The organism is Mesorhizobium sp. M1329, assembly GCF_040318035.1.
Taxonomy (GTDB): Bacteria; Pseudomonadota; Alphaproteobacteria; order Rhizobiales; family Rhizobiaceae; genus Mesorhizobium.
Genome location: NZ_JAMYLN010000005.1, coordinates 94,301 through 112,784, shown reverse-complemented (window position 1 = coordinate 112,784; position 18,484 = coordinate 94,301). Strand labels below are relative to the sequence as shown.

Annotated in this window: 19 protein-coding genes; 7 read left to right on the top strand and 12 right to left on the bottom strand. The window is 62.7% G+C overall.

Annotated features, from left to right (window positions below; genetic code table 11):
• Window positions 1–47 precede the first annotated feature (47 nt).
• Window positions 48–1,220, top strand: coding sequence for a lytic murein transglycosylase (locus NKH21_RS06835; protein WP_352564461.1), 1,173 nt, complete (start codon window positions 48–50; stop codon window positions 1,218–1,220).
• A gap of 76 nt (window positions 1,221–1,296) precedes the next feature.
• On the opposite strand, the gene NKH21_RS06830 is transcribed toward NKH21_RS06835, so the two are convergent.
• Window positions 1,297–2,190, bottom strand: a complete 894-nt coding sequence (locus tag NKH21_RS06830; RefSeq protein ID WP_352564460.1) for a LysR family transcriptional regulator — start codon at window positions 2,188–2,190, stop codon at window positions 1,297–1,299.
• Window positions 2,191–2,313: 123 nt separating this feature from the next.
• On the opposite strand from NKH21_RS06830, the gene NKH21_RS06825 reads away from it, so the two are divergent.
• Window positions 2,314–3,045: an SDR family oxidoreductase gene (locus NKH21_RS06825; protein ID WP_352564456.1), complete on the top strand. Its 732-nt coding sequence runs from the start codon at window positions 2,314–2,316 to the stop codon at window positions 3,043–3,045.
• Window positions 3,046–3,185: 140 nt separating this feature from the next.
• On the opposite strand, the gene NKH21_RS06820 is transcribed toward NKH21_RS06825, so the two are convergent.
• Window positions 3,186–4,406: an alanine racemase gene (locus tag NKH21_RS06820; protein WP_023721223.1), complete on the bottom strand. Its 1,221-nt coding sequence runs from the start codon at window positions 4,404–4,406 to the stop codon at window positions 3,186–3,188.
• Window positions 4,407–4,631: 225 nt separating this feature from the next.
• On the opposite strand from NKH21_RS06820, the gene NKH21_RS06815 reads away from it, so the two are divergent.
• Entirely contained in the window at window positions 4,632–5,549 is a 918-nt protein-coding gene (locus NKH21_RS06815) for a DMT family transporter (protein ID WP_352564454.1), read from the top strand.
• Between the two features lie 36 nt (window positions 5,550–5,585).
• Here the strand turns inward: NKH21_RS06815 and NKH21_RS06810 are convergent, their stop codons facing one another.
• The 4 genes from NKH21_RS06810 to NKH21_RS06795 form a co-directional block, all read right to left on the bottom strand.
• Window positions 5,586–6,275: an RES family NAD+ phosphorylase gene (locus NKH21_RS06810; protein WP_352665950.1), complete on the bottom strand. Its 690-nt coding sequence runs from the start codon at window positions 6,273–6,275 to the stop codon at window positions 5,586–5,588.
• On the bottom strand, window positions 6,276–6,713 hold the full coding sequence (locus NKH21_RS06805) for an antitoxin Xre/MbcA/ParS toxin-binding domain-containing protein (protein WP_352863665.1): 438 nt from the start codon (window positions 6,711–6,713) through the stop codon (window positions 6,276–6,278).
• A gap of 593 nt (window positions 6,714–7,306) precedes the next feature.
• Window positions 7,307–8,224 carry a methylenetetrahydrofolate reductase [NAD(P)H] gene (gene metF, locus NKH21_RS06800; RefSeq protein ID WP_352564450.1) on the bottom strand — a complete coding sequence of 306 codons (918 nt, stop codon included), beginning with the start codon at window positions 8,222–8,224 and terminating at the stop codon, window positions 7,307–7,309.
• The gene (locus NKH21_RS06795) at window positions 8,224–9,246 is read right to left on the bottom strand and encodes an ArsR/SmtB family transcription factor (protein ID WP_352564449.1); all 1,023 of its coding nucleotides are present in this window, start codon (window positions 9,244–9,246) and stop codon (window positions 8,224–8,226) included. The genes metF and NKH21_RS06795 overlap by 1 nt, the downstream gene beginning before the upstream one ends.
• Window positions 9,247–9,388: 142 nt before the next feature.
• On the opposite strand from NKH21_RS06795, the gene tsaA reads away from it, so the two are divergent.
• Together tsaA and NKH21_RS06785 are read left to right on the top strand one after the other, a co-directional pair.
• Entirely contained in the window at window positions 9,389–9,913 is a 525-nt protein-coding gene (gene tsaA, locus NKH21_RS06790) for a tRNA (N6-threonylcarbamoyladenosine(37)-N6)-methyltransferase TrmO (RefSeq protein WP_352564447.1), read from the top strand.
• Window positions 9,910–10,221: a DUF2293 domain-containing protein gene (locus NKH21_RS06785; protein WP_352564446.1), complete on the top strand. Its 312-nt coding sequence runs from the start codon at window positions 9,910–9,912 to the stop codon at window positions 10,219–10,221. Before tsaA ends, NKH21_RS06785 begins: the two co-directional genes overlap by 4 nt.
• A 302-nt stretch (window positions 10,222–10,523) precedes the next feature.
• Here NKH21_RS06785 and NKH21_RS06780 read toward each other — a convergent pair whose 3' ends face one another.
• Entirely contained in the window at window positions 10,524–11,141 is a 618-nt protein-coding gene (locus NKH21_RS06780; RefSeq protein ID WP_352564444.1) for an MOSC domain-containing protein, read from the bottom strand.
• A 207-nt stretch (window positions 11,142–11,348) separates the two neighbouring features.
• Between NKH21_RS06780 and NKH21_RS06775 the strand changes: the two genes are divergently transcribed.
• Window positions 11,349–11,915 (top strand): methyltransferase family protein, encoded by a 567-nt coding sequence (locus NKH21_RS06775; RefSeq protein ID WP_352564443.1) that lies wholly within the window; start codon window positions 11,349–11,351, stop codon window positions 11,913–11,915.
• Between the two features lie 68 nt (window positions 11,916–11,983).
• Here NKH21_RS06775 and NKH21_RS06770 read toward each other — a convergent pair whose 3' ends face one another.
• The 4 genes from NKH21_RS06770 to ettA all read right to left on the bottom strand — a co-directional run bounded on the left by NKH21_RS06770 (window position 11,984) and on the right by ettA (window position 16,137).
• Window positions 11,984–13,105, bottom strand: a complete 1,122-nt coding sequence (locus NKH21_RS06770; RefSeq protein ID WP_352564441.1) for a beta-ketoacyl-ACP synthase III — start codon at window positions 13,103–13,105, stop codon at window positions 11,984–11,986.
• A 121-nt stretch (window positions 13,106–13,226) separates the two neighbouring features.
• The gene (locus tag NKH21_RS06765) at window positions 13,227–13,562 is read right to left on the bottom strand and encodes a hypothetical protein (RefSeq protein WP_352564439.1); all 336 of its coding nucleotides are present in this window, start codon (window positions 13,560–13,562) and stop codon (window positions 13,227–13,229) included.
• Between the two features lie 109 nt (window positions 13,563–13,671).
• On the bottom strand, window positions 13,672–14,442 hold the full coding sequence (gene tam, locus NKH21_RS06760) for a trans-aconitate 2-methyltransferase (protein WP_352564437.1): 771 nt from the start codon (window positions 14,440–14,442) through the stop codon (window positions 13,672–13,674).
• A gap of 45 nt (window positions 14,443–14,487) precedes the next feature.
• A complete protein-coding gene (ettA, locus tag NKH21_RS06755) occupies window positions 14,488–16,137 on the bottom strand; it encodes an energy-dependent translational throttle protein EttA (protein WP_352453385.1) in 1,650 nt (549 codons plus the stop codon).
• A gap of 347 nt (window positions 16,138–16,484) precedes the next feature.
• On the opposite strand from ettA, the gene NKH21_RS06750 reads away from it, so the two are divergent.
• Window positions 16,485–17,780 (top strand): GGDEF domain-containing protein, encoded by a 1,296-nt coding sequence (locus NKH21_RS06750; protein ID WP_352564435.1) that lies wholly within the window; start codon window positions 16,485–16,487, stop codon window positions 17,778–17,780.
• A 27-nt stretch (window positions 17,781–17,807) separates the two neighbouring features.
• Here NKH21_RS06750 and NKH21_RS06745 read toward each other — a convergent pair whose 3' ends face one another.
• Window positions 17,808–18,422 carry a hypothetical protein gene (locus tag NKH21_RS06745; RefSeq protein ID WP_352564433.1) on the bottom strand — a complete coding sequence of 205 codons (615 nt, stop codon included), beginning with the start codon at window positions 18,420–18,422 and terminating at the stop codon, window positions 17,808–17,810.
• Between the last annotated feature and the right edge of the window lie 62 nt (window positions 18,423–18,484).

Here is an 18,484-nt window from a genome sequence, read left to right as displayed (position 1 = left end):
AATGACGAATGCCTGCAACCGCCGGTAATCTTCTTGGAAGGATAGCGATGCGATTGCGCTTTGGACTTCTCGCGGCGCTGCTCCTGAGCGCCGTGCCGGCCGCGGCAGAGCAATGCGGCGGCGATTTCGAGGCATGGAAGCAGGGTGTGGCGGCGGAGGCCAGGGCGGCTGGCGTCGGCGCTGCCGGCCTTGATGCGCTGGAAAACGCCACCCTCGATGAGAAGGCATTGGCACGCGACCGCGCCCAAGGCGTCTTCACCCAGACCTTCATCGAATTCTCGAACCGCATGATCTCGTCGCATCGGCTGAAGCAAGGTGCGGCCAACCTGCAAAAATATGCCGAGGTCTTTGCCCGCGCCGATCGCCAATTCGGCGTGCAGGCGCCGGTCATCGCCGCTTTCTGGGCCCTGGAAACCGATTTTGGCGCCGTGCAAGGCGATTTTCATACGCTGAACGCGCTGGTGAGCCTCTCGCATGACTGCCGCCGCCCGCAGCTGTTCCGGCCGCAGATCGTGCCGCTGCTGATGTTGATCGATCGCGGCGTGGTGCCGGCCGACGTGACCGGTGCCTGGGCCGGCGAGATCGGCCAGACGCAGATGCTGCCTTCCGACTATCTCGGCCACGGCGTCGACGGCGACGGCGATGGCCTGGTCGACCTGCGCGGCAGCGCGCCGGATGTGATCATGAGCACGGCCAGCAAGATCCAGTCGCGCGGCTGGAAGCGCGATCAGCCCTGGATCGAGGAAGTCCGCGTGCCCGACGATTTGCCGTGGGAGCAGACGGGACGCACCAACAAGCTGCCGTTGACGCAGTGGGCGCAGTGGGGCGTTACCAGGCCCGACGGTACGCCGCTTCTCGACAACCGCATGAAGGCCGGCCTGGCATTGCCTATGGGTCGCAAGGGGCCAGCCTTCCTGACCTACGACAATTTCGACGTCTATCTCGAGTGGAACCAGTCCTTCACCTATGCCCTGACCGCGGCAAATCTTGCCGCCCGGCTGGGGGGCGCGCCGCGCTTCGATCCGCGCAACCCCGAACCCGGCCTCAACGGCGACCAGATGAAGGCGCTGCAGACCAAGCTCGAGGCGAAAGGCTATGATGTCGGTACCGTCGACGGCATACTGGGCACCAACACCCGCGAAGCTATCCGCAAGGAGCAGATGCGGCTGGGCCTGCCGGTCGACGGCTGGCCGACGCCGGAGCTGCTGGCCAGACTGTGAGGGTGGTGAATGGTGAAAAGGAATAGCACCGGAGCCGCACTGGGCACCAGAGCTACTACTATTCACTATTCACTATTCACCGCCTCGCCAGCAGGAAATCGATGAACGCTCGCAGCGGCGCCGGAACCTGGCGGGAACTCGCGTGATAGAGATAAAAACCCGGAAATCTCGGCGACCAGGCTTCGAGAAAACGGATGAGCTTTCCCGCTTCGATCCACGGCCGGACCTGATATTCCAGCATGTACGCCACGCCGACCCCATCCAGAACCGCCCCGATCATCAGTTCCGTATCGTTGATCGTCAGGCCGCCGCTGACGGCCACTTCCAAGGCACGTTGGCCCCGGGCGAACTCCCATCGATAAAGATTGCCGCCGCTCGGCCACTGGAAATTGATGCACTGGTGCTGATGCAGGTCCGCGGGGTGACGCGGCATCGGGTGATGCTCCAGATAGCTCGGCGCCGCCACTGCGGCCATCTCGAGTTCCTCGCTGAGCTTCACCGCCACCATGTCCTTGTGCAGCCGCTCACCCAGTCTGATCCCGGCATCGAAGCGGCCCTCGACGATGTCGGTGAGCATGTCGTCGACAATGATTGTGAGGGTGATATCGGGATAGGCGCGGCGGAAATCGCCGAGGATGGGCGCGATGAAACGCATGGCGGCGATGCGCGGAACATTGATGCGCAGCGAGCCTGCCGGCCGGCCGCGTGATGCATGAGCGTCGGCTACGGCCCCTTCCAGTTCGCCGAACGCCGGTGCGATGCGGGCAAACAGCTTCTCGCCCTCAGCGGTCGGCGACATGCTGCGCGTGGTGCGGTTCAGCAGGCGGACACCGAGACGCTCTTCCAGCCCGCGTATCGTCTGGCTGAGCGCTGGAGGCGAAATCCTGAGCTTGGCCGCGGCACGGACGAAGGTTCCCTCTTCGATGATTGCTGCAAATGCCGTGAGTTCGGAAAACTCGCTTCCTCGCATTATGTACCTCAGGCTTAACAAGTCAGTTAGATAATAGGCTATTCTCTTAGCAATAGCATGCCTCTAGCTTTCCCTGGAACGCCGCTCGATCGAGGCGGCCGTCATCAGACGGAAGGAGAAGCCATGCATCGTCCACTCGAAGGCAAAACCGCACTTGTGACCGGCAGTTCACGCGGCATCGGACGCGCCATCGCGGAGGGGCTCGCGGCCAAGGGTGCTGCCGTGGTCGTCAACTATGTCGGCAACGAGAAGGCAGCCAGGGAGGTCGTTGCCGCCATTGAAGGGAATGGCGGAAAAGCCGTCGCCATCCAGGCGGACGTCTCCAGTCTCCCCGACATTCGCAGGCTGTTCGAGGAGACCGAAAGGCAGATGGGGCCGATTGACATCGTCGTCGCCAATGTCGGCGTCGCCGTCATAAAGCCGCTCGTCGATGCCACCGAAGCGGACTTCGATCACGTCTTCGGCGCCAATGCCAAGGGCACCTTCTTCACGCTTCAGGAGGCGGCGCGCCGCGTTCGCGACGGTGGCCGTATCATTGCCGTCTCCACCGGTGGAACCAGGATGTTCTTCACGCAGACGGCGCTTTATCTCGGCAGCAAGGGAGCCGTCGAGCAGTTCGTCCGCGTCCTCTCGCGCGAACTCGGTCCGCGCGCCGTTACCGTGAATGCGCTTTCACCAGGCTTCACCGACACTGACCTGCTCCCCGAACGGGACCGCGCCGTGGCCGCCGGCATGTCGCCCTTCGGCCGGATCGGAGCACCACGCGACGTCGCCGATGTCGCGGTTTTCCTGGCTTCCGACGAAGCTCGCTGGCTTACCGGCGAGAACATCCAGGCCGGCGGCGGCGTGGCCTGACTACGGGGGGTGAATGGTGAATGGTGAATGGTGAATGGTGAATGGTGAATGGTGAATGGTGAATGGTGACAATTCACCGAAGCGGACGGAACGCAAGAACTACTTCCAATCACTATTCACTATTCACCATTCACCATCAACTAATCCGCCATCGTCTCCAGGCTGGCAAACCCCTGCGGCGCATCGCCTTCGTCGAATGGCGTCGCCACCTCGACGAAAGTATCGGGATAGAAGCCGTTGAACCGTGTTCGGAGCGACAGCGAATAGGCGCCGATATGGCCGATCTCGATCCAATCGCCGGTATCGACGGTTTCGGGCAACCAGAACGGCCGCGACAATATATCGACGGAATCGCAGGTCGCGCCGCAGACCTTGAACGGCACGATGGTCTTGTCCTCGCCATTGCGCGAGCGGATCGCCGGATCGGGGATGAAGCGAGCCGGCAGCGTGATCTTGCCGGTCCATGAATCCGACAGCGACGCCCAGATGCCGTCATTGATGTAGAGCCTTTTGCCCTTGCGCAGCAGCACACGCACAATCAGCGACAGGCAGCGCGCCACGATCACCCGGCCGGGCTCGGCCACCAGCGGCATCTGGTCGAACTGGTACTCCTGGAGGTCGCCCGACAGCCGCGACATGATCTGGCCGAGCGACGGCATCTCCGGCTTGCGGCTGTTCGGATCATGACCGTATTCGGCCGGAAAGCCGCCGCCGACATCGAGCCCGGCAATGTCGAAGCCGACGCGGTTGCGCACCCAGTCGGCGGAGGCCAGCGCCCGCTCATAGGTGTCGGGATCCTCGATCTGGCTGCCGACGTGAAAGCATAGGCCGACCTTGTAGCCCGTCCGGTTCAGCCGTTCGGCGAGTTCGACCGCATTGGCCGGTCCGGCGCCGAACTTCTTCGACAGCTCGTAGGCCGCCGAGCCTTTCGTCTGGATGCGCACGAACACGGTGATCGCGCCCGGATCGATGTCGAGCGCCCGCACCACCCTGGTCAGCTTGGTGATCTCGTCCTCATGGTCGAGCGAAATGACGCGGATGGCGTATTTTTCCAGCGCCAGCCTGATGTCCGACTGCGCCTTGACCGGGTGCATGTAGAGCATCTCGGCGTCCGGCGAGACGGCACGCACGGCGGCGAATTCGCCGGGCGAAGCCACATCGAAGGCGCTGACGCCGGCCTCGACCAGGGCGTTGAGCACGATCTGCTCGCCATTGGTCTTGACCGCATAGGCGGTCTTGCCGGGAAACATGCCCATGAACTGTTTGGCGTCCGCCTTCAGCACCTGCGGGCGGAAGCAATAGATCGGATCGTCCGGGCGAAGCGCCAGCGCTGCCTCGCGGGCATTTTCGAATCGCTGCATGGACGAATCCCTTGACTGAGGCTGCGCACAATTAATCGAAGCTAGCGGCTAATGAAAACAATTCTATGTCTCGCCGCCCCGGCTTCGCGGCGCTACGCCGTTCTGTACCGCCGGTTATGGGCGAGCCAGGCCATCGCTCAGGTTTTGGGTGGCCCTTGCGGCCGGATCGGATATGGCGTGAACAGATGCCTGACGAGCAAGGCATCTCGTCTGGGAGGACGACCAATGGCGATAGCTGCCACCAACACTGTGCGCGGTCCGATGGTGCTCAAAGACTGGGCGCAGCTTCTGCTGCTCGGCGCCATCTGGGGCGGTTCGTTCTTCTTTGCCCGCATTGCGGTGGCGGAACTTCCGCCGCTGGTGCTGGTGCTGTTCCGCGTCACCATCGCGGCCGCGGCACTGCAGCTCTATCTTGCGGTCCGCGGCCCGTCGTTTCGCCTCGCCTTGCCGCATGCCGGCCTGTTCTTCCTGCTGGCGTTCGCCAACAACGTCATCCCTTTCTCGCTGATCTTTGCCGGCCAGACCGAGCTTGGCGCCGGTGTCGCCTCGGTGCTCAATTCGACGACGCCGTTCTGGACGCTGATCCTCGCCAACGCCCTGACCAGTGATGAAAAGCTGTCGTGGAACAAGCTCGCCGGCATCGCCCTCGGTATCGCGGGAACGGCGGTGATGATCGGTCCCGGCCTTGTCGCCGGGCTCGGCGGCCCGGTCTGGGCGAAATTCGCGCTCATCGGTGCCTCGGTCTCCTATGCGGTTGCGCTGATGATTGCCCGCCGCTTCAAGGGTGTCCCGTCACCGGTCATTGCCACCGGCCAATTGACTTGCTCGACCATCATCATGATCCCGGTCGTTTTGTTCACCTATGATGCCGCCAATCTGTTTTCGGCCTCGCCGCCGGTCTGGGCGGCGGTGCTGGCGCTGGCGCTGCTGTCGACGGCTTTCGCCTATATCCTCTATTTCAACCTTGTCGCCTCGGCCGGCGCCACCAACGCCTCGCTGGTCACGCTGATCGTGCCGGCCAGTGCCATCCTGCTCGGCTTCCTGTTCCTCGGCGAGCGGCTCGAACTGTTCGAACTCGGCGGCATGGCGCTGATCGCGCTCGGCCTCGTCACCATCGACGGTCGCCTGTTCGGGCGGCGTTAGAGATGGCACAGCGAAGTTGTCGCTTCCGATCGTGCGCTATATGGGCGTGATCGCGGGAACAGATGAACCCTGCCATTCCAGACGCCAGATACCGCCTTGCCGGAGATTCTGAACGAGATCGGGAAGGAAGGCGGCAAGGCAGGTCCCGCCAACATGTCTCACGGAAGGATACACAAGACCGGTCGCGGCGTCTTGCTTGCGGAGTTGTTTCGCCAGCGCCTGACCGGCCGGATAGGCTAAGGCGGTATCCGGATCGAGCACCGGGTCCTTGCTGAACTCAGCACCGCGCAGATCGTGAAACGAGCCTATGAAGTCGGCAACGAGCTCCGCGTAGTCGGTGACGTTTTCGAACCGTTCGATCGCGGCAAGCTCTCGCGTCAGATGAAACGAGACCTCGCCGAGCGCAGTTTCCGCATCGAACGCACAGTACCAAGCGCCCCTGGCATCATCGTTGAAACGATTGCCGCCCGGACGGGTGTAAGCGAACGCCGCATTGATGAAGGTGTAGCCTGGCCTCCCGAACACCAGTTCGCGCGGATCGAGGTCGGGCAATCCCCCTTGCTGCGCCTGAAGGCGGCCGCTGGTGGCTCCTTCGAGCTCCGCAAGGTCTTCCAAATCTCCATGATTCCTGGCCAACGGCATCAGGACCGGTTCCTTGAGCCTGCCTGTCGAAATCAGCCGGATCGTGTCGCGCTGGGAAATGTCAGCGCGCGGCGGGATCTGCATTCAAAGTCCACCGCGCAAGGCGTCGATGTGTTGGCGAACCTGCAGCAGTTTCGGAATGCCGCCCTCGATCATCAGGTCCAGGGGGCGCCGGCCACCATAAAGAGGCCCTTTGTTCGGTAACCGCACCCATTCATCGGCAAGCGCTTCGGAAAACAGAAGCCGCAGTCCTTTGAAGATGCCGATCAGGGCGCTGATGCGTGTCAGCGAATCCTGGGAGAGAACGCCCTCCCATTCGCCCTTCTTCATGCGGAACCAGGTTCTCTCCGACACGTCGCCGATCAAGGCACAGATCTCGGTGCTGGTCAGATGCCAGATGTCTGCGAGCCTGACGATGCCGGCAACAGCAGCTGGCGTGATCCGCGCCCGTGCCGAGGCATCCGCCAGATTTGCCGGCAAAGCCTGATTTGCAGGATCGCGAACAGCATAAGCGACACTCATTCCGACCTCCAACACTTGGCAGGCAATATAGTGCCAATTGGCAGCATATTCAAGTCCGGGCTATCCTCACACCGCGCTGCTGGTTGCCCTTCGCGTCATGTAGCGTCCAGCATCCGGCTGGACGTGCAAAGGACGTTTCGAATCTTCGTTCGTTCCGAAATCGATTCCGATTTCTGGCGCGGTAGCGCTGCCATTCTCGTTGCTGCCTCGGCTTTGCCACAAATTATTCACAGGTCCCGAGCCGGCTTTTGACAAAGAGTTTCAATGCCTAACGGCAAACGGCAGGTCGCAAATTCCACAATCTCGTCGCATTGCAGCAAAGTTTCTGCTTGCCTGTGGCACAAATGACCCTAGACTCTCGCCATAGCTCTTTAAGAGGAGGCTATGACATGGGACTGACGAGGCCGATCAACGCATTGATGATTTGTGCTGCGTTTGCATTCATCGGCGCCCTCATTATGGGCGTCCTTCCATAAGGCCGCTGAGCGGGGGAAGACCAGCACCGAATACTCCAAATCATTGAAAAGGCCGGGCATTTTGCCCGGCCTTTTGCATTCCCCGATCTTTGGCATTTCAAAAAGGAGCTTGCCGCTTTACGCCGCGGCGGATCCCGCCGCCTCGACTTCGTGCGACCTGATGCCGATCATGTGGCAGATGGCAAAGACCAGATCGGCCCGGTTCATCGTGTAGAAGTGGAAATCGCCGACGCCGCGCTCGACAAGGTCCAGCACCTGCTCGGCCGCCACGGCAGACGCCACCAGCGCATGCGTTTGCGGGTCGTTTTGCAGCCCATCGAAGCGCTCGGCCAGCCATGCCGGCACCAAGGCTCCGCACCGTGCCGAGAAGTTGGCGACCTGGGTGAAATTGTGCACCGGCAATATGCCCGGCACGATCGGTATGTAGATGCCGGCCCGCCGTGCCCGCTCGACATAGCGTTCATAGAGATCGTTGTCGAAGAAGAACTGGGTGATCGCCCGCGTCGCTCCGTTGTCGGCCTTGCGCTTCAGCATGTCGAAGTCGGTGGCGAAATCCGGGCTTTCCGGATGTTTTTCCGGATAGGCCGAGACTGATATGTCGAAATCGCCGGCGCCCTTCAGCGCATCGACCAGTTCGGCGCCATTGGCATAGCCTTCCGGATGCGGCCGGTAGGCCGCGCCGACGCCCTCGGCCGGATCGCCGCGCAGGGCGACGAAACGCTTGACGCCCATGTCGGCGAACTCCCGGATCACCGCATCGACCTCGTGGCGCGCCGCATCGACGCAGGTCATGTGCGCCGCCGGCGTCAGCGTCGTTTCATTGAGGATGCGCTTGACGGTACGGGCCGTGCGCTCGCGGGTCGAACCACCGGCGCCATAGGTGACCGAGACGAATTTCGGCCTGAGCGGCTCCAGCCGGGTGACCGTGTCCCACAGCCTTGCTTCCATGTCGTCGTTTTTCGGCGGAAAGAACTCGAACGAAACCCTGACCTTGTCGCCGATGTCGGGGCGGCGGGAGAAGCGGAACTGGTTCATCAGGCGGTTTCCCCTATCGGATACGCATTGGCCGGTTGTCTGTCGTTGGAAGGCTCGGCAATCAGCATGCGCCGATCGCGGCCGAGCCAGAGTTTGACGGTGAGCTTGGCCTCGTTGCCGCCGCGCGGCTCGAATTCCTGGCTGTCCTCGAGGTCGAGGCCGGCCTCGGAAAACCAGTCGCCAATTTGCCGGTCGGAAAAGCCGAGGCGCATATGCGCGTGCTCCTCGCGCAAGAACTCCAGCGTGTGCGGCGCGAAATCGACGATCACCAGCCGGCCGGCCGGGCGCAACAGCCGCGCCGCCTCGCGGATGGCGCGGGCGGGATCGTCGAGATAGTGCAGCACCTGATGGATGGTAACGAGGTCGAAGGCGTCGCGCTCGACCGGCGGCGCAAAAATGTCGCCCTGGCGCACCTGCGCATTCGAAACGCCCGCCTTGTCGAGATTGGCGCGCGCCACAGTCAGCATCTCGCGCGACATGTCGATGCCGACGCCGCGCCGATAGAGCGGCGAAAAGATCTCGAGCAGCCGTCCGGTGCCGGTGCCGAGATCGAGCATCGACTGGAACGGCCGCTTGCCGACGACTTTGATGAGGGCTGCCTCGACCGCGCGGTCCGGCACATGCAGCGAGCGGATATGGTCCCAGCTTGCGGCGTTTACCGAGAAATATTCGGCAGCCCGGTCCTGCCGCTTGCGCTTGACCGCGGCCAGCCGTTCGAGATCACGCTCGACCTGCGGATCGGCGCCGCGGATGCCGGAAACCAGCCTCAGCACGAAATCGCGCGAGGAGTCGGAATCCGATAGCCGGAAGAACGCCCACGAGCCCTCCTGGTAGCGGCCGATCAGCCCTGCCTCCAGCAGCAATTTCAAATGGCGCGAGACGCGCGGCTGCGATTGGCCGAGGATTTCGGTGAGATCGGACACCGTCAGATCGCCGCGCGACAGCAGCGCCAATATGCGCAGCCGGCTGGATTCGGCAGCCGCCTTCAATGTATCTACCATCGTGTCGAGAGCGACATGCATGCGAGCATTCTCTTTGAAAAGATATAAACATATGTTTATGTCGGTTTTGATAGGCTTGCAAGCGCTATGTCGCTTCCGGACAAGAAAATGACGCATGCGTCGCGGACCGCGCAAGCCCGCAAGCATGATCGAGGCGAGACCCATGTTCGAAACGCGCAGCGGCGAAAAGCTTCTGGAAACCGACCCGGCAACGATGCCGCCGGATGGCCACATCGTCTTCATCGGCCGCATCGCTTCGCCTTGGATTACGCGGGAGACCTGCCCCAAAAACATGAAGGCCGCGCGGGAGACGGGACAGCCGGCGGCTCTCACGATCGATCCGCTCTATCGGGACGGCCTGCTTGGGCTGGAACGCGCCAGCCACGTCATCATCCTGTCCTGGCTGCACCATGCGCCGCGGCAACTGATTGTCCAGAAACCCCGCCATGCCACGGAGCCGAAAGGCGTCTTTTCGCTGCGCTCCCCTGCCCGGCCGAACCCAATTGGGCTGCATGTCGCCAAGCTCGTTACACTCGACATCGACATCGGCCGCGTCGAGCTTGACGCCATCGACGTGCTCGACGGCACGCCGGTCATCGACATCAAGCCCTATTTCGCCTCGACCGATGCCTTCGCCGAGGCGACCATGGCTGGGCGGAACGAGACGTCCAGATCGGACGAGCGGTGAGCGCCCCGACCGGCCGCCGCCGCGCCATCGCCAAGGCGCTGACAGCGCTTCTGCCGCTGGCGCCCTATGCCGACATGGAAAAGATCCGTGCCGATGCCGGCGCCGTGCACATGAAGAGCTTGCCGCCGAGCATTGCCGTGTGGCTGGCGACGATTGCGCATATTCGTCACGCCCACACCGACTACGAAAAGCTGCTCGCCGACGGCTATGACCGCGATTCCGCGCGCTTCTTCGTCATCGAACAAACCAACATCGCGCTGACCCGCTGGCGTGCCACCCGTCTGCTCGACGATGAGGATGAGGCGTAGAGGACGGCAAGCAGACGCGTCGAGTTCTGCGGCGCCCCCTCTGTCCCGCCGACGTCAGGTCGGCAACAAAAAACCCGCCTCGGGAGGCGGGTCGTTGGAGCCAATTAGCACCATACCCAAATTAGTAGCATAGCTGCCCGCACAAAGCAAGAACAAAGTTGCTCGCCTTCAGCATTGAATCGCGACTTCGTTTCAGCATGGGTTTTGAGAGGTCCAGGGACAGTGCCCCTCTGCCCTGCAGGATATAGGGGTACGAAGGAACGCGGCTTCGACTGGCAACACCGCCTTGCCTGGACTCACCTTCAGGCCCGGTAAATCCACTGCTCGGGCACGCGCACCGATATCTCCTCGCCGGCCGTGATCGTGCCGGGCTTCTCGACCCAGGCGACGAGCCCGCGCAAGCGCTTTGCCGCCTTCGGGAACAGCAGCGCGCCGGCCTCGTGGTCGGCCATCCCGGCCTTTTCGGCGACTGATCGGCCGGCGATCCGGCAAGGCCCGTTCTGCGCGTCGATCTTGACGGTCGCGCCGCCTTTGAAGAACAGCAGCGAGCCGGATGGCAGCATCGAGAGGTGCGGCAGGCCTTCGATCAGGAGATTGGCGCCGATCCATTCAGGCTTGATCTCGGTAATGCCCATCCGTTCGGCAACGATTGCCAGTTCGTCCGCCGCGACGATCGACAATTGCCGTTCGTTGCGCATCTCGGTGCCGCGCGGATACCAGGGTTCCCGCCCGCCGGAGCGCCGCGTCGTGCCGGCGTGGAAATCGCCTTCGATACCGTCGAAGCCGAGCTGCAGCGTATCCACCGCTCGTGTCTCAAAACGATCGAATGATGCGAGATAGAGCGCCGCCACCCTGGCGGCGAGTTTTCGCGCCGGCACGATCTCGACTGGATTTTCGGTTGCGGGAAACAGATCCGGCATTGGTCTCATTCCTAGCGACGGGATGCAATTAGCCGAAGTCGATTTATAGGGTCCAGTCGAAAGCGTTGATGCTCCAATCAAGACGGCTGATACGGGTCGGCACCACCAGCGTCCTGGTTGAATCGAGCCCTTGCACAAGCGTGCCGCATTGCTGCCGCGCTGCATCGGTTGATAATATCGGTCAGGTTAAGCCTGCGGAGGTTTATCGTGCATCCCGCATCGGCAATCGCGCAGCTCTGGCTGCTCTGGGTCGTCTCATGGGCCGCGGCCGCCTTCTGGGCCGACCGGGCAGAAAAACGCGCCGGCTTCGAGGCCGAACTGCCCTACCGGGCCGTGCTGGTGGTCGGCACGATCCTGCTCTTCATCCCGGCGCACGGTTACGCCGGCCCGCTGAGGCTTTGGACGCCGAACCTTGCCGAAGCGTGGATCTGCGTCGCGCTGATTGCCGCCGGCCTGGCATTTGCCTGGTGGGCGCGGCTGCATCTCGGCCGCCTGTGGTCGGGCACGGTCACCGCCAAGGCAGAGCACCGCGTCATCGACAGCGGCCCCTACCGGCTGGTCCGCCACCCGATCTACACCGGGCTGCTTCTGGCAATCCTCGCCACCATGGCGGCGAAAGGCACCCTCTGGGGCATCGCTGGCGCCGCCCTTCTCACCGCCGGCATCATCATGAAGGCAAGGCTGGAGGAGCGTTTTCTGCGCAGCGAACTGGGTAGCGCTTACGACGACTATGCCAGGCGCGTTCCGATGCTGGTTCCGTTCGCGCCGAGCTAATGCATGTCGCCCAAAAGCATGCCCTCGGGCTTGAACCGAGGGCGCACAGCGGTTTTGGGACAACGAGTCTAAAGCATGCGCAACAGCGCGCCCCCGATCGAGTAGCCGGCGCCGAAGGCGCAGAGCAGGCCATAGTCGCCGGCCTTCATATCGGCATGGTTCTCCGACAGGGCGACGATTGCGCCGGCGGCGGCGGTGTTGCCGAGGCGCTCCAGCACCATCGGCGCGCGGTCATGATCGACGTCATGGCCGAACGACAGTTTCAGGATCATGGCGTTCATCCGCGCATTGGCCTGATGCAGCCAGAAGCGCCGGATCGCTTGCGGCGTCAGCCCGTGCTCGGCCAGGAATTCGACGATGAACTTGTGGCCGGCGACCGTGACTTCCTTGAACACCTTGTTGCCGATCTGCTTGATCAGATTGCCTTCCAGATCGATCATGTACGGATCGTCCTGGGTGGCGCGGGTGTAATAACCGAGATTGGTGCGGATGCTGTTCGACATCTGCGTCCAGGCGCGCGTGTCGAGCACCTCGAAGCGCCCCGGCCGCTTCTCGCCTTGCGCGAGCCCCTCGACGATCATCGACACGGAAGCGTCGCCGAAGATGAAATGCGTCTGCCGGTCGCGAAAATTGAGATGGCCGGTGATGATCTCCGGCGTCGTCACCAGCACGCGTTTATGCGCCCCTGCCCGCACCAGGTTGACGGCGATGTGCAATGCCGCCGCCGCCGACGAGCAGCCAAGCCCCATATCGAAGCCGGCGCCTTTCGTCCCCATCGCCTGCTGCATTTCGATGGCGATCGCCGGATAGGGCCGCTGATGGTGCGAGGCGGAGCAGATCACCAGGTCTATATCCCCGGGCTTCAGCCCGGCATGATCGAGCGCCTTGCTGGCCGAGGCGATGCCGAACTCGGCCTCCAGCGACAGCGCATCGTCGGGCCGCGCCGGGAAGCGCGGCGCCATGCGGTTCGGGTCGAGGATGCCCTCCCGTTCGATGACATGGCGGGTCTGGACGCCCGAGGCATGGACGATGAAGGCACTGTCCGATTTCTGCAGCAGCGGCTCGCCCGATACCTCGCGGCGGACGTTCTCCATGTCCACCCAGCTGTTGAAGCTGGCGACGAGTTCCTCATTGGTGATCGAAGCTTCGGGGATCTCAACGCCGATGCCGCTGATGATGACGCGATGCATTTCCAGTTCGTCCCGTGCGCAGGCGTTGCGGCTTCATGTCGACGCCGCAAAAAGCTCGGCGCAACCTCTTTTGCACCTAGCCAGTTTATGCCGGCTTAAATCAAGTCCCTGGAAACAGTCTTTACCAGGCGCAGAGCTTGGTATTGGTCTGCGGGTTGTTCCAGCAGGCACCGTCATCGCGGCTCCGCACGAATTGCCCGGGCAGCGGCACGTTGCGGCGGCCGAGATTGACATAGCCATAGGCAAAACCCGGCCCGTCGATCTCCAGGACGTAAGTCGGATAGCCCGGCGCCGAGATGCGAAAGCTGCCGGCATCGTCCAGCGCCCGGTAGCTGCAGGAGAAATAGCCGTCATCGCTGGTGAAGCAGCGCGCTCGCTTGGCCTGCGCCGATATCGAAAAGGCAAGCATAGCGGCCGCACAAATACTGCCGCCGAAAACCATCTTTTTCAGTGTCATCATCCACCCCCCATGGCCCATGAAGGGCCGTGCCCCAGTGAGATGCGCATGACGGCGAAAGCCGGTCAAGCACCCGCTGCTGGCTGTTTTTGGGTGTAGCTAAGAGCTTCTAAGCAGAACGCCGCGCCACGATGAAGAGACGGGGAAAGCGCAGCAATACCTTGCCGCTTGCCGTTTTCGGATAGGCTTCGCTGATCCTGGCCGTGTAGCGCGTCAGGAAAAGGAGCCGCTCGTTTTCGTCGAGCGGATCGAGGAACGGCTTCAGCCCCGTCGACTTCACCCACTCGACGATCGCCTCGGCATCGGCCAGCGGATGATTGTAGATCGTGTGCCAGATATCGAGCCGATCCGAGAATGGCGACAAAAGGTCGTAGTAGAACGCGACCGGCGGCAGCGGCGCGCGGGCCGCGCGCTCGAGCTTTTCGACAAACGGCATCTCGGCCGCGGTCTCCCGCATCAGCCGGTGCGAAGGCTCGGCCATGTTGTCCGGCATCTGCACGGCAAGCGCGCCGCCAGGCGCCAAAAATCCCATCAGCCGCTGGAAGACCGCCGGATGCTCCGGCAGCCACTGAAACACCGCATTGGCAAAGATCACGTCGACTGGTTCGGCCGGCTGCCACGCCGCCGCATCCGCCAGCGCAAAGCTGACGCCGGGCAGGCGCGCCTTGGCCTTCTCGATCATGTCGGGCGAGGTATCGAAGCCGCTGATCTGCGCCTGCGGCCAGCGCTCGACCAGCAATTCGGTCGAATTGCCCGGCCCGCAGCCAATGTCCACGACCCTGCGCGGTGCCGGCACCTGCACCTGCGCAACGAGATCGCGCGCCGGGCGGGTGCGCTCATCCTCGAATTTCAGGTAGAGGGCGGCGGACCAGTCGGCCATCTTGGTTCCTCAGATCATTTGAGAATTCGCCGCCCTGTAAATGTCTTACCGCGTCAGCCGCTTATACGTCATGCGGTGCGGGTTGACCGCTTCCGGGCCGAGACGGCGGATCTTGTCCTGCTCGTAATCCTCGAAATTGCCTTCGAACCATTCGACATGGCTGTCGCCCTCGAAGGCGAGGATGTGCGTCGCCAGACGATCGAGGAACATGCGATCGTGCGAGATGATGACGGCGCAGCCGGCGAAACTCTCGAGCGCGTCTTCAAGTGCGGCCAGCGTTTCGGTATCGAGATCGTTGGTCGGTTCGTCGAGCAGCAGCACGTTGCCGCCGGTCTTCAGCATCTTGGCCAGATGCACGCGGTTGCGCTGACCGCCGGAGAGATTGCCGACCTTTTGCTGCTGGTCGCCGCCGCGGAAATTGAACGACGCGCAATAGGCGCGGGTGTTGGCTTCGAACTTGCCGAGCTTGACCACTTCGGCGCCGCCCGAGATCTCTTCCCAGACGGTCTTGGTCGGGTCGAGTGCGTCGCGGCTCTGGTCGACATAACCAAGCTTGACCGTCTCGCCGACGCGGATGGTGCCGGCATCGGGCTTTTCCTGGCCGGTGATCATGCGGAACAGCGTCGTCTTGCCGGCGCCGTTCGGGCCGATGACGCCGACGATGCCGCCGGGCGGCAGCTTGAATTCGAGATCGTCGATCAAAAGCGTGTCGCCAAAGCCCTTCGACAGGCCCTCGACCTCGATCACCACATTGCCGAGCCGCTCGCCGTGCGGAATGACGATCTGCGTGTCGCTCGGACGCCGCTTGTCGGCTGCATCCAGCAGATCCTGGAACGCCTGGATACGGGCTTTCGACTTGGTCTGCCTAGCCTTAGGGCTCGACTGGATCCACTCGCGCTCGCGGCCGATCGCCCGCTGGCGTGCATCGTCCTCGCGGCCCTCCTGCTTGAGCCGCTTGGCCTTGGCTTCGAGATATTTGGTGTAGTTGCCTTCGTACGGGATTCCGCGGCCACGATCGAGCTCGAGGATCCAGCCGGTGACGTTGTCGAGGAAGTAGCGATCGTGGGTGATGATCATCACCGCGCCCGGATAGGCGCGCAGATGCTTTTCCAGCCACGCCGTCGTCTCGGCGTCGAGATGGTTGGTCGGCTCGTCGAGCAGCAGAAGGTCAGGCTGGCGCAGCAGCAGCTGGCACAGCGCGACGCGACGGCGCTCGCCGCCCGACAGCTTGGTGACGTCGGCCTCCTTGGGCGGGCAGCCGAGTGCCTCCATCGCCATCTCGACCTGCTGTTCGAGATCCCAGAGGTTGAGCCGGTCCATCTCGTCCTGCAGCTTGGCCGACTCGTCCGCCGTCTCGTCGGAATAGTTCATCATCAATTCGTTGTAGCGCTCGATGATGGCGGTCTTGGCGGCGACGCCTTCCATGACGTTCTCGAACACGTTCTTGTTCGGATCGAGCGCCGGCTCCTGCGCCAGGTAACCGACGGTAGCACCCTCGGCCAGCCAGGCCTCGCCGCTCCACTCCTTGTCGATGCCGGCCATGATCTTGAGGATCGTCGACTTGCCGGCGCCGTTGGGGCCGAGGATGCCGATCTTGGCGTCCGGGTAGAAGGACAGATGAATGTTCTCGAGCACCTTCTTGGTGCCGTAGGCCTTGTTGAGGCCGGCCATGTGATAGATGAACTGGCGTGCCACGCGCGCTTTCCCTGAAAAGTCGACTGATGTCGGATTTGAATGGAAGTTGGGCGCTATGTAAGCGATGCGGCCCCGAACGGCAAACAGTTTTGGCCCTAGAGCAATTCCAGGAAAAGTGTGAAACGGTTTTCCGTCCGGAATTGCGTCAAAAACAAAAAGATGGGGCGGTTCAGCGTTTCAGTGAAACGATGAACCGCCCCCAGGCGGATTTGGTCGCACCCGCAAACGCTTAGCCGCTTCATTTCGTGCCGGCGCCCGGGCGAAAGCTCCGGTTAACCATTCCGCGTCAAAACAGTGTTGGATGGGAAATCGCTGGCAGCCGCGATTTCGGGGAGAGAGATCGGGCCGTGCTGAACAGTTTCCTGCTTTTTGCCGAAGCGGTTCTCTATTTCGGCATCATGGTCACGCTTTTTCGGTTCAGGGGCCGCATCGGCCTCGGCGTCTTTGTTTGCGCCCTTGGCGTCATGCATTTCCTGGAAACCTATCTCGCCAGCGTCTTCTACGTCGCGCTACCGTTCGGCATGGTATCGCCGGGTTCGGCCGTGCTGTTTTCCGGCAAGCTGGTCATGCTTCTCCTGCTCTACATCAAGGAGGACGCGGCAACCGTCCGCCAGCCGATCTACGGCCTGCTGCTCGGCAATACCCTGATGATCGGGCTCGTGCTGATCCTGCGCCTGCACGACATCGCACCGCTGCCCGACGGCAAGCTTCCCGACATCGGCTTTATCGACGAGATGGGCTGGCTGATGGTGTGGGGCACGACGCTGCTGTTCGTCGACGCCATCCTGATTATCCTGCTCTATGAAAAGCTCGGCAAATATCTGCGCAAGGCGCTTTTCACCCGAATCCTAGTCTCCGTCGCCTGCGTGCTCACCTTCGATCAGGCAGGTTTTTTCACGGCGCTGCATTTCGTCACCGGTGCGCCGGTGGCGGTGTTCTTCGGCGGCTGGTTCGCCAAGATGGCAGCGGCCCTGATCTACAGCACCATGCTGGTCGCCTATATCAGGTGGTTCGAGGCACGGCAGGTGCCGGCGCCGCGTGGGCTTTCCGACATTTTCGACACGCTGACCTATCGCGAGCGCTATGAAGCGCTGGTCGAGCACGTCGGTCGCGACGGCCTCACCGGCCTGCTGCACAGGGGTCGCTTCGACAGCGAAGGCGAGGCCTCCGTGGCAACCAGCCTGCGGACCGCCAGGCCGCTCAGCCTGCTGATCATCGATGTCGACCACTTCAAATCGATCAATGACCGCTTCGGCCATGCCGAGGGCGACAAGGTGCTGAAAGCCCTGGCGATTTTGCTTGGCGAACTTGTCGGGACCGAAGATCAACTGTTCAGGATCGGCGGCGAGGAATTCGCCATCCTCGGCTGGCGTCCGCAGCCGCTCGCCAGGCTGCTGGGCGAAACCGTCAGGCAAGCGGTCAAGACGTCCGCAAGCACCAGCCGGTTCGACATCACCGTCAGCGCCGGCATCTCGACGGTCAGCGAGACCACCCGTTGCCTTGCCGATCTCTTCGCGCTCGCCGACCAGCGTCTCTACAAGGCCAAATCGACGGGGCGCGATCGCGTTGTCGGCGAACCGGGCGGCAGCGAAGCAGACGGCCGCAACACATGGACTAGGCCGGAGCGCAGCGCCGGCGCGTAACGCTACTCTGGCCTTTGCTTGGGGCAATCAGGATTGTTTGCGCCGCTGCCATCCGCCGATCGCAACCGAAACCGCCACCAGCGCGATCGCCAGCCATTTCAACGCGGTAATAATCGGGCCGGCTTCGATATCGTAGGCGATGAACAGAAGGATGCCCGGCACCAACAGGCCGCAGAGCACGAGCGTGATCCGGTTGATCTGCCATGACACTTTTGCCGCAAGCGCCTGGTCGCCGGGCACGGCGACAAGCGCGGCCCGCATTGCCTTCGGCGCGACCAGCGCGGCCGAAAGACGCAGCGAAATCGGCAGGCCGATGCCGATGATCAGGAAGGCGCATGCCGCCAGGAGCAGCGAAAACTTGAGCGCACTGGTTTCGGCCGGTACCGGGAACAGCAGCGCCGCCAGCGGCAGGAAGACACAGAAGATCCCGAGCGCGGCAATGGCGATGAAGATCGCCGCGTTGACCAGCGTGAACAATTGGTACGTGCCGCCGCCGACGGGTTTGGCGAGCGTGGTCATGCGCACCCACTCGACTTCGGAGTAGGAAAAGCCCGGCCATTCCATATGGCCGTCGCGGATCGCCGTCATGCCCTTGGCCCAGAACGCCAGCCGCGCCAGCGCGCCGCTCGTCATGCCACTCATCGCCACCCCCTGCGAATGATACCCGCGGGATCATACCATCCCCGGCGCAAAGCGACAGTCGC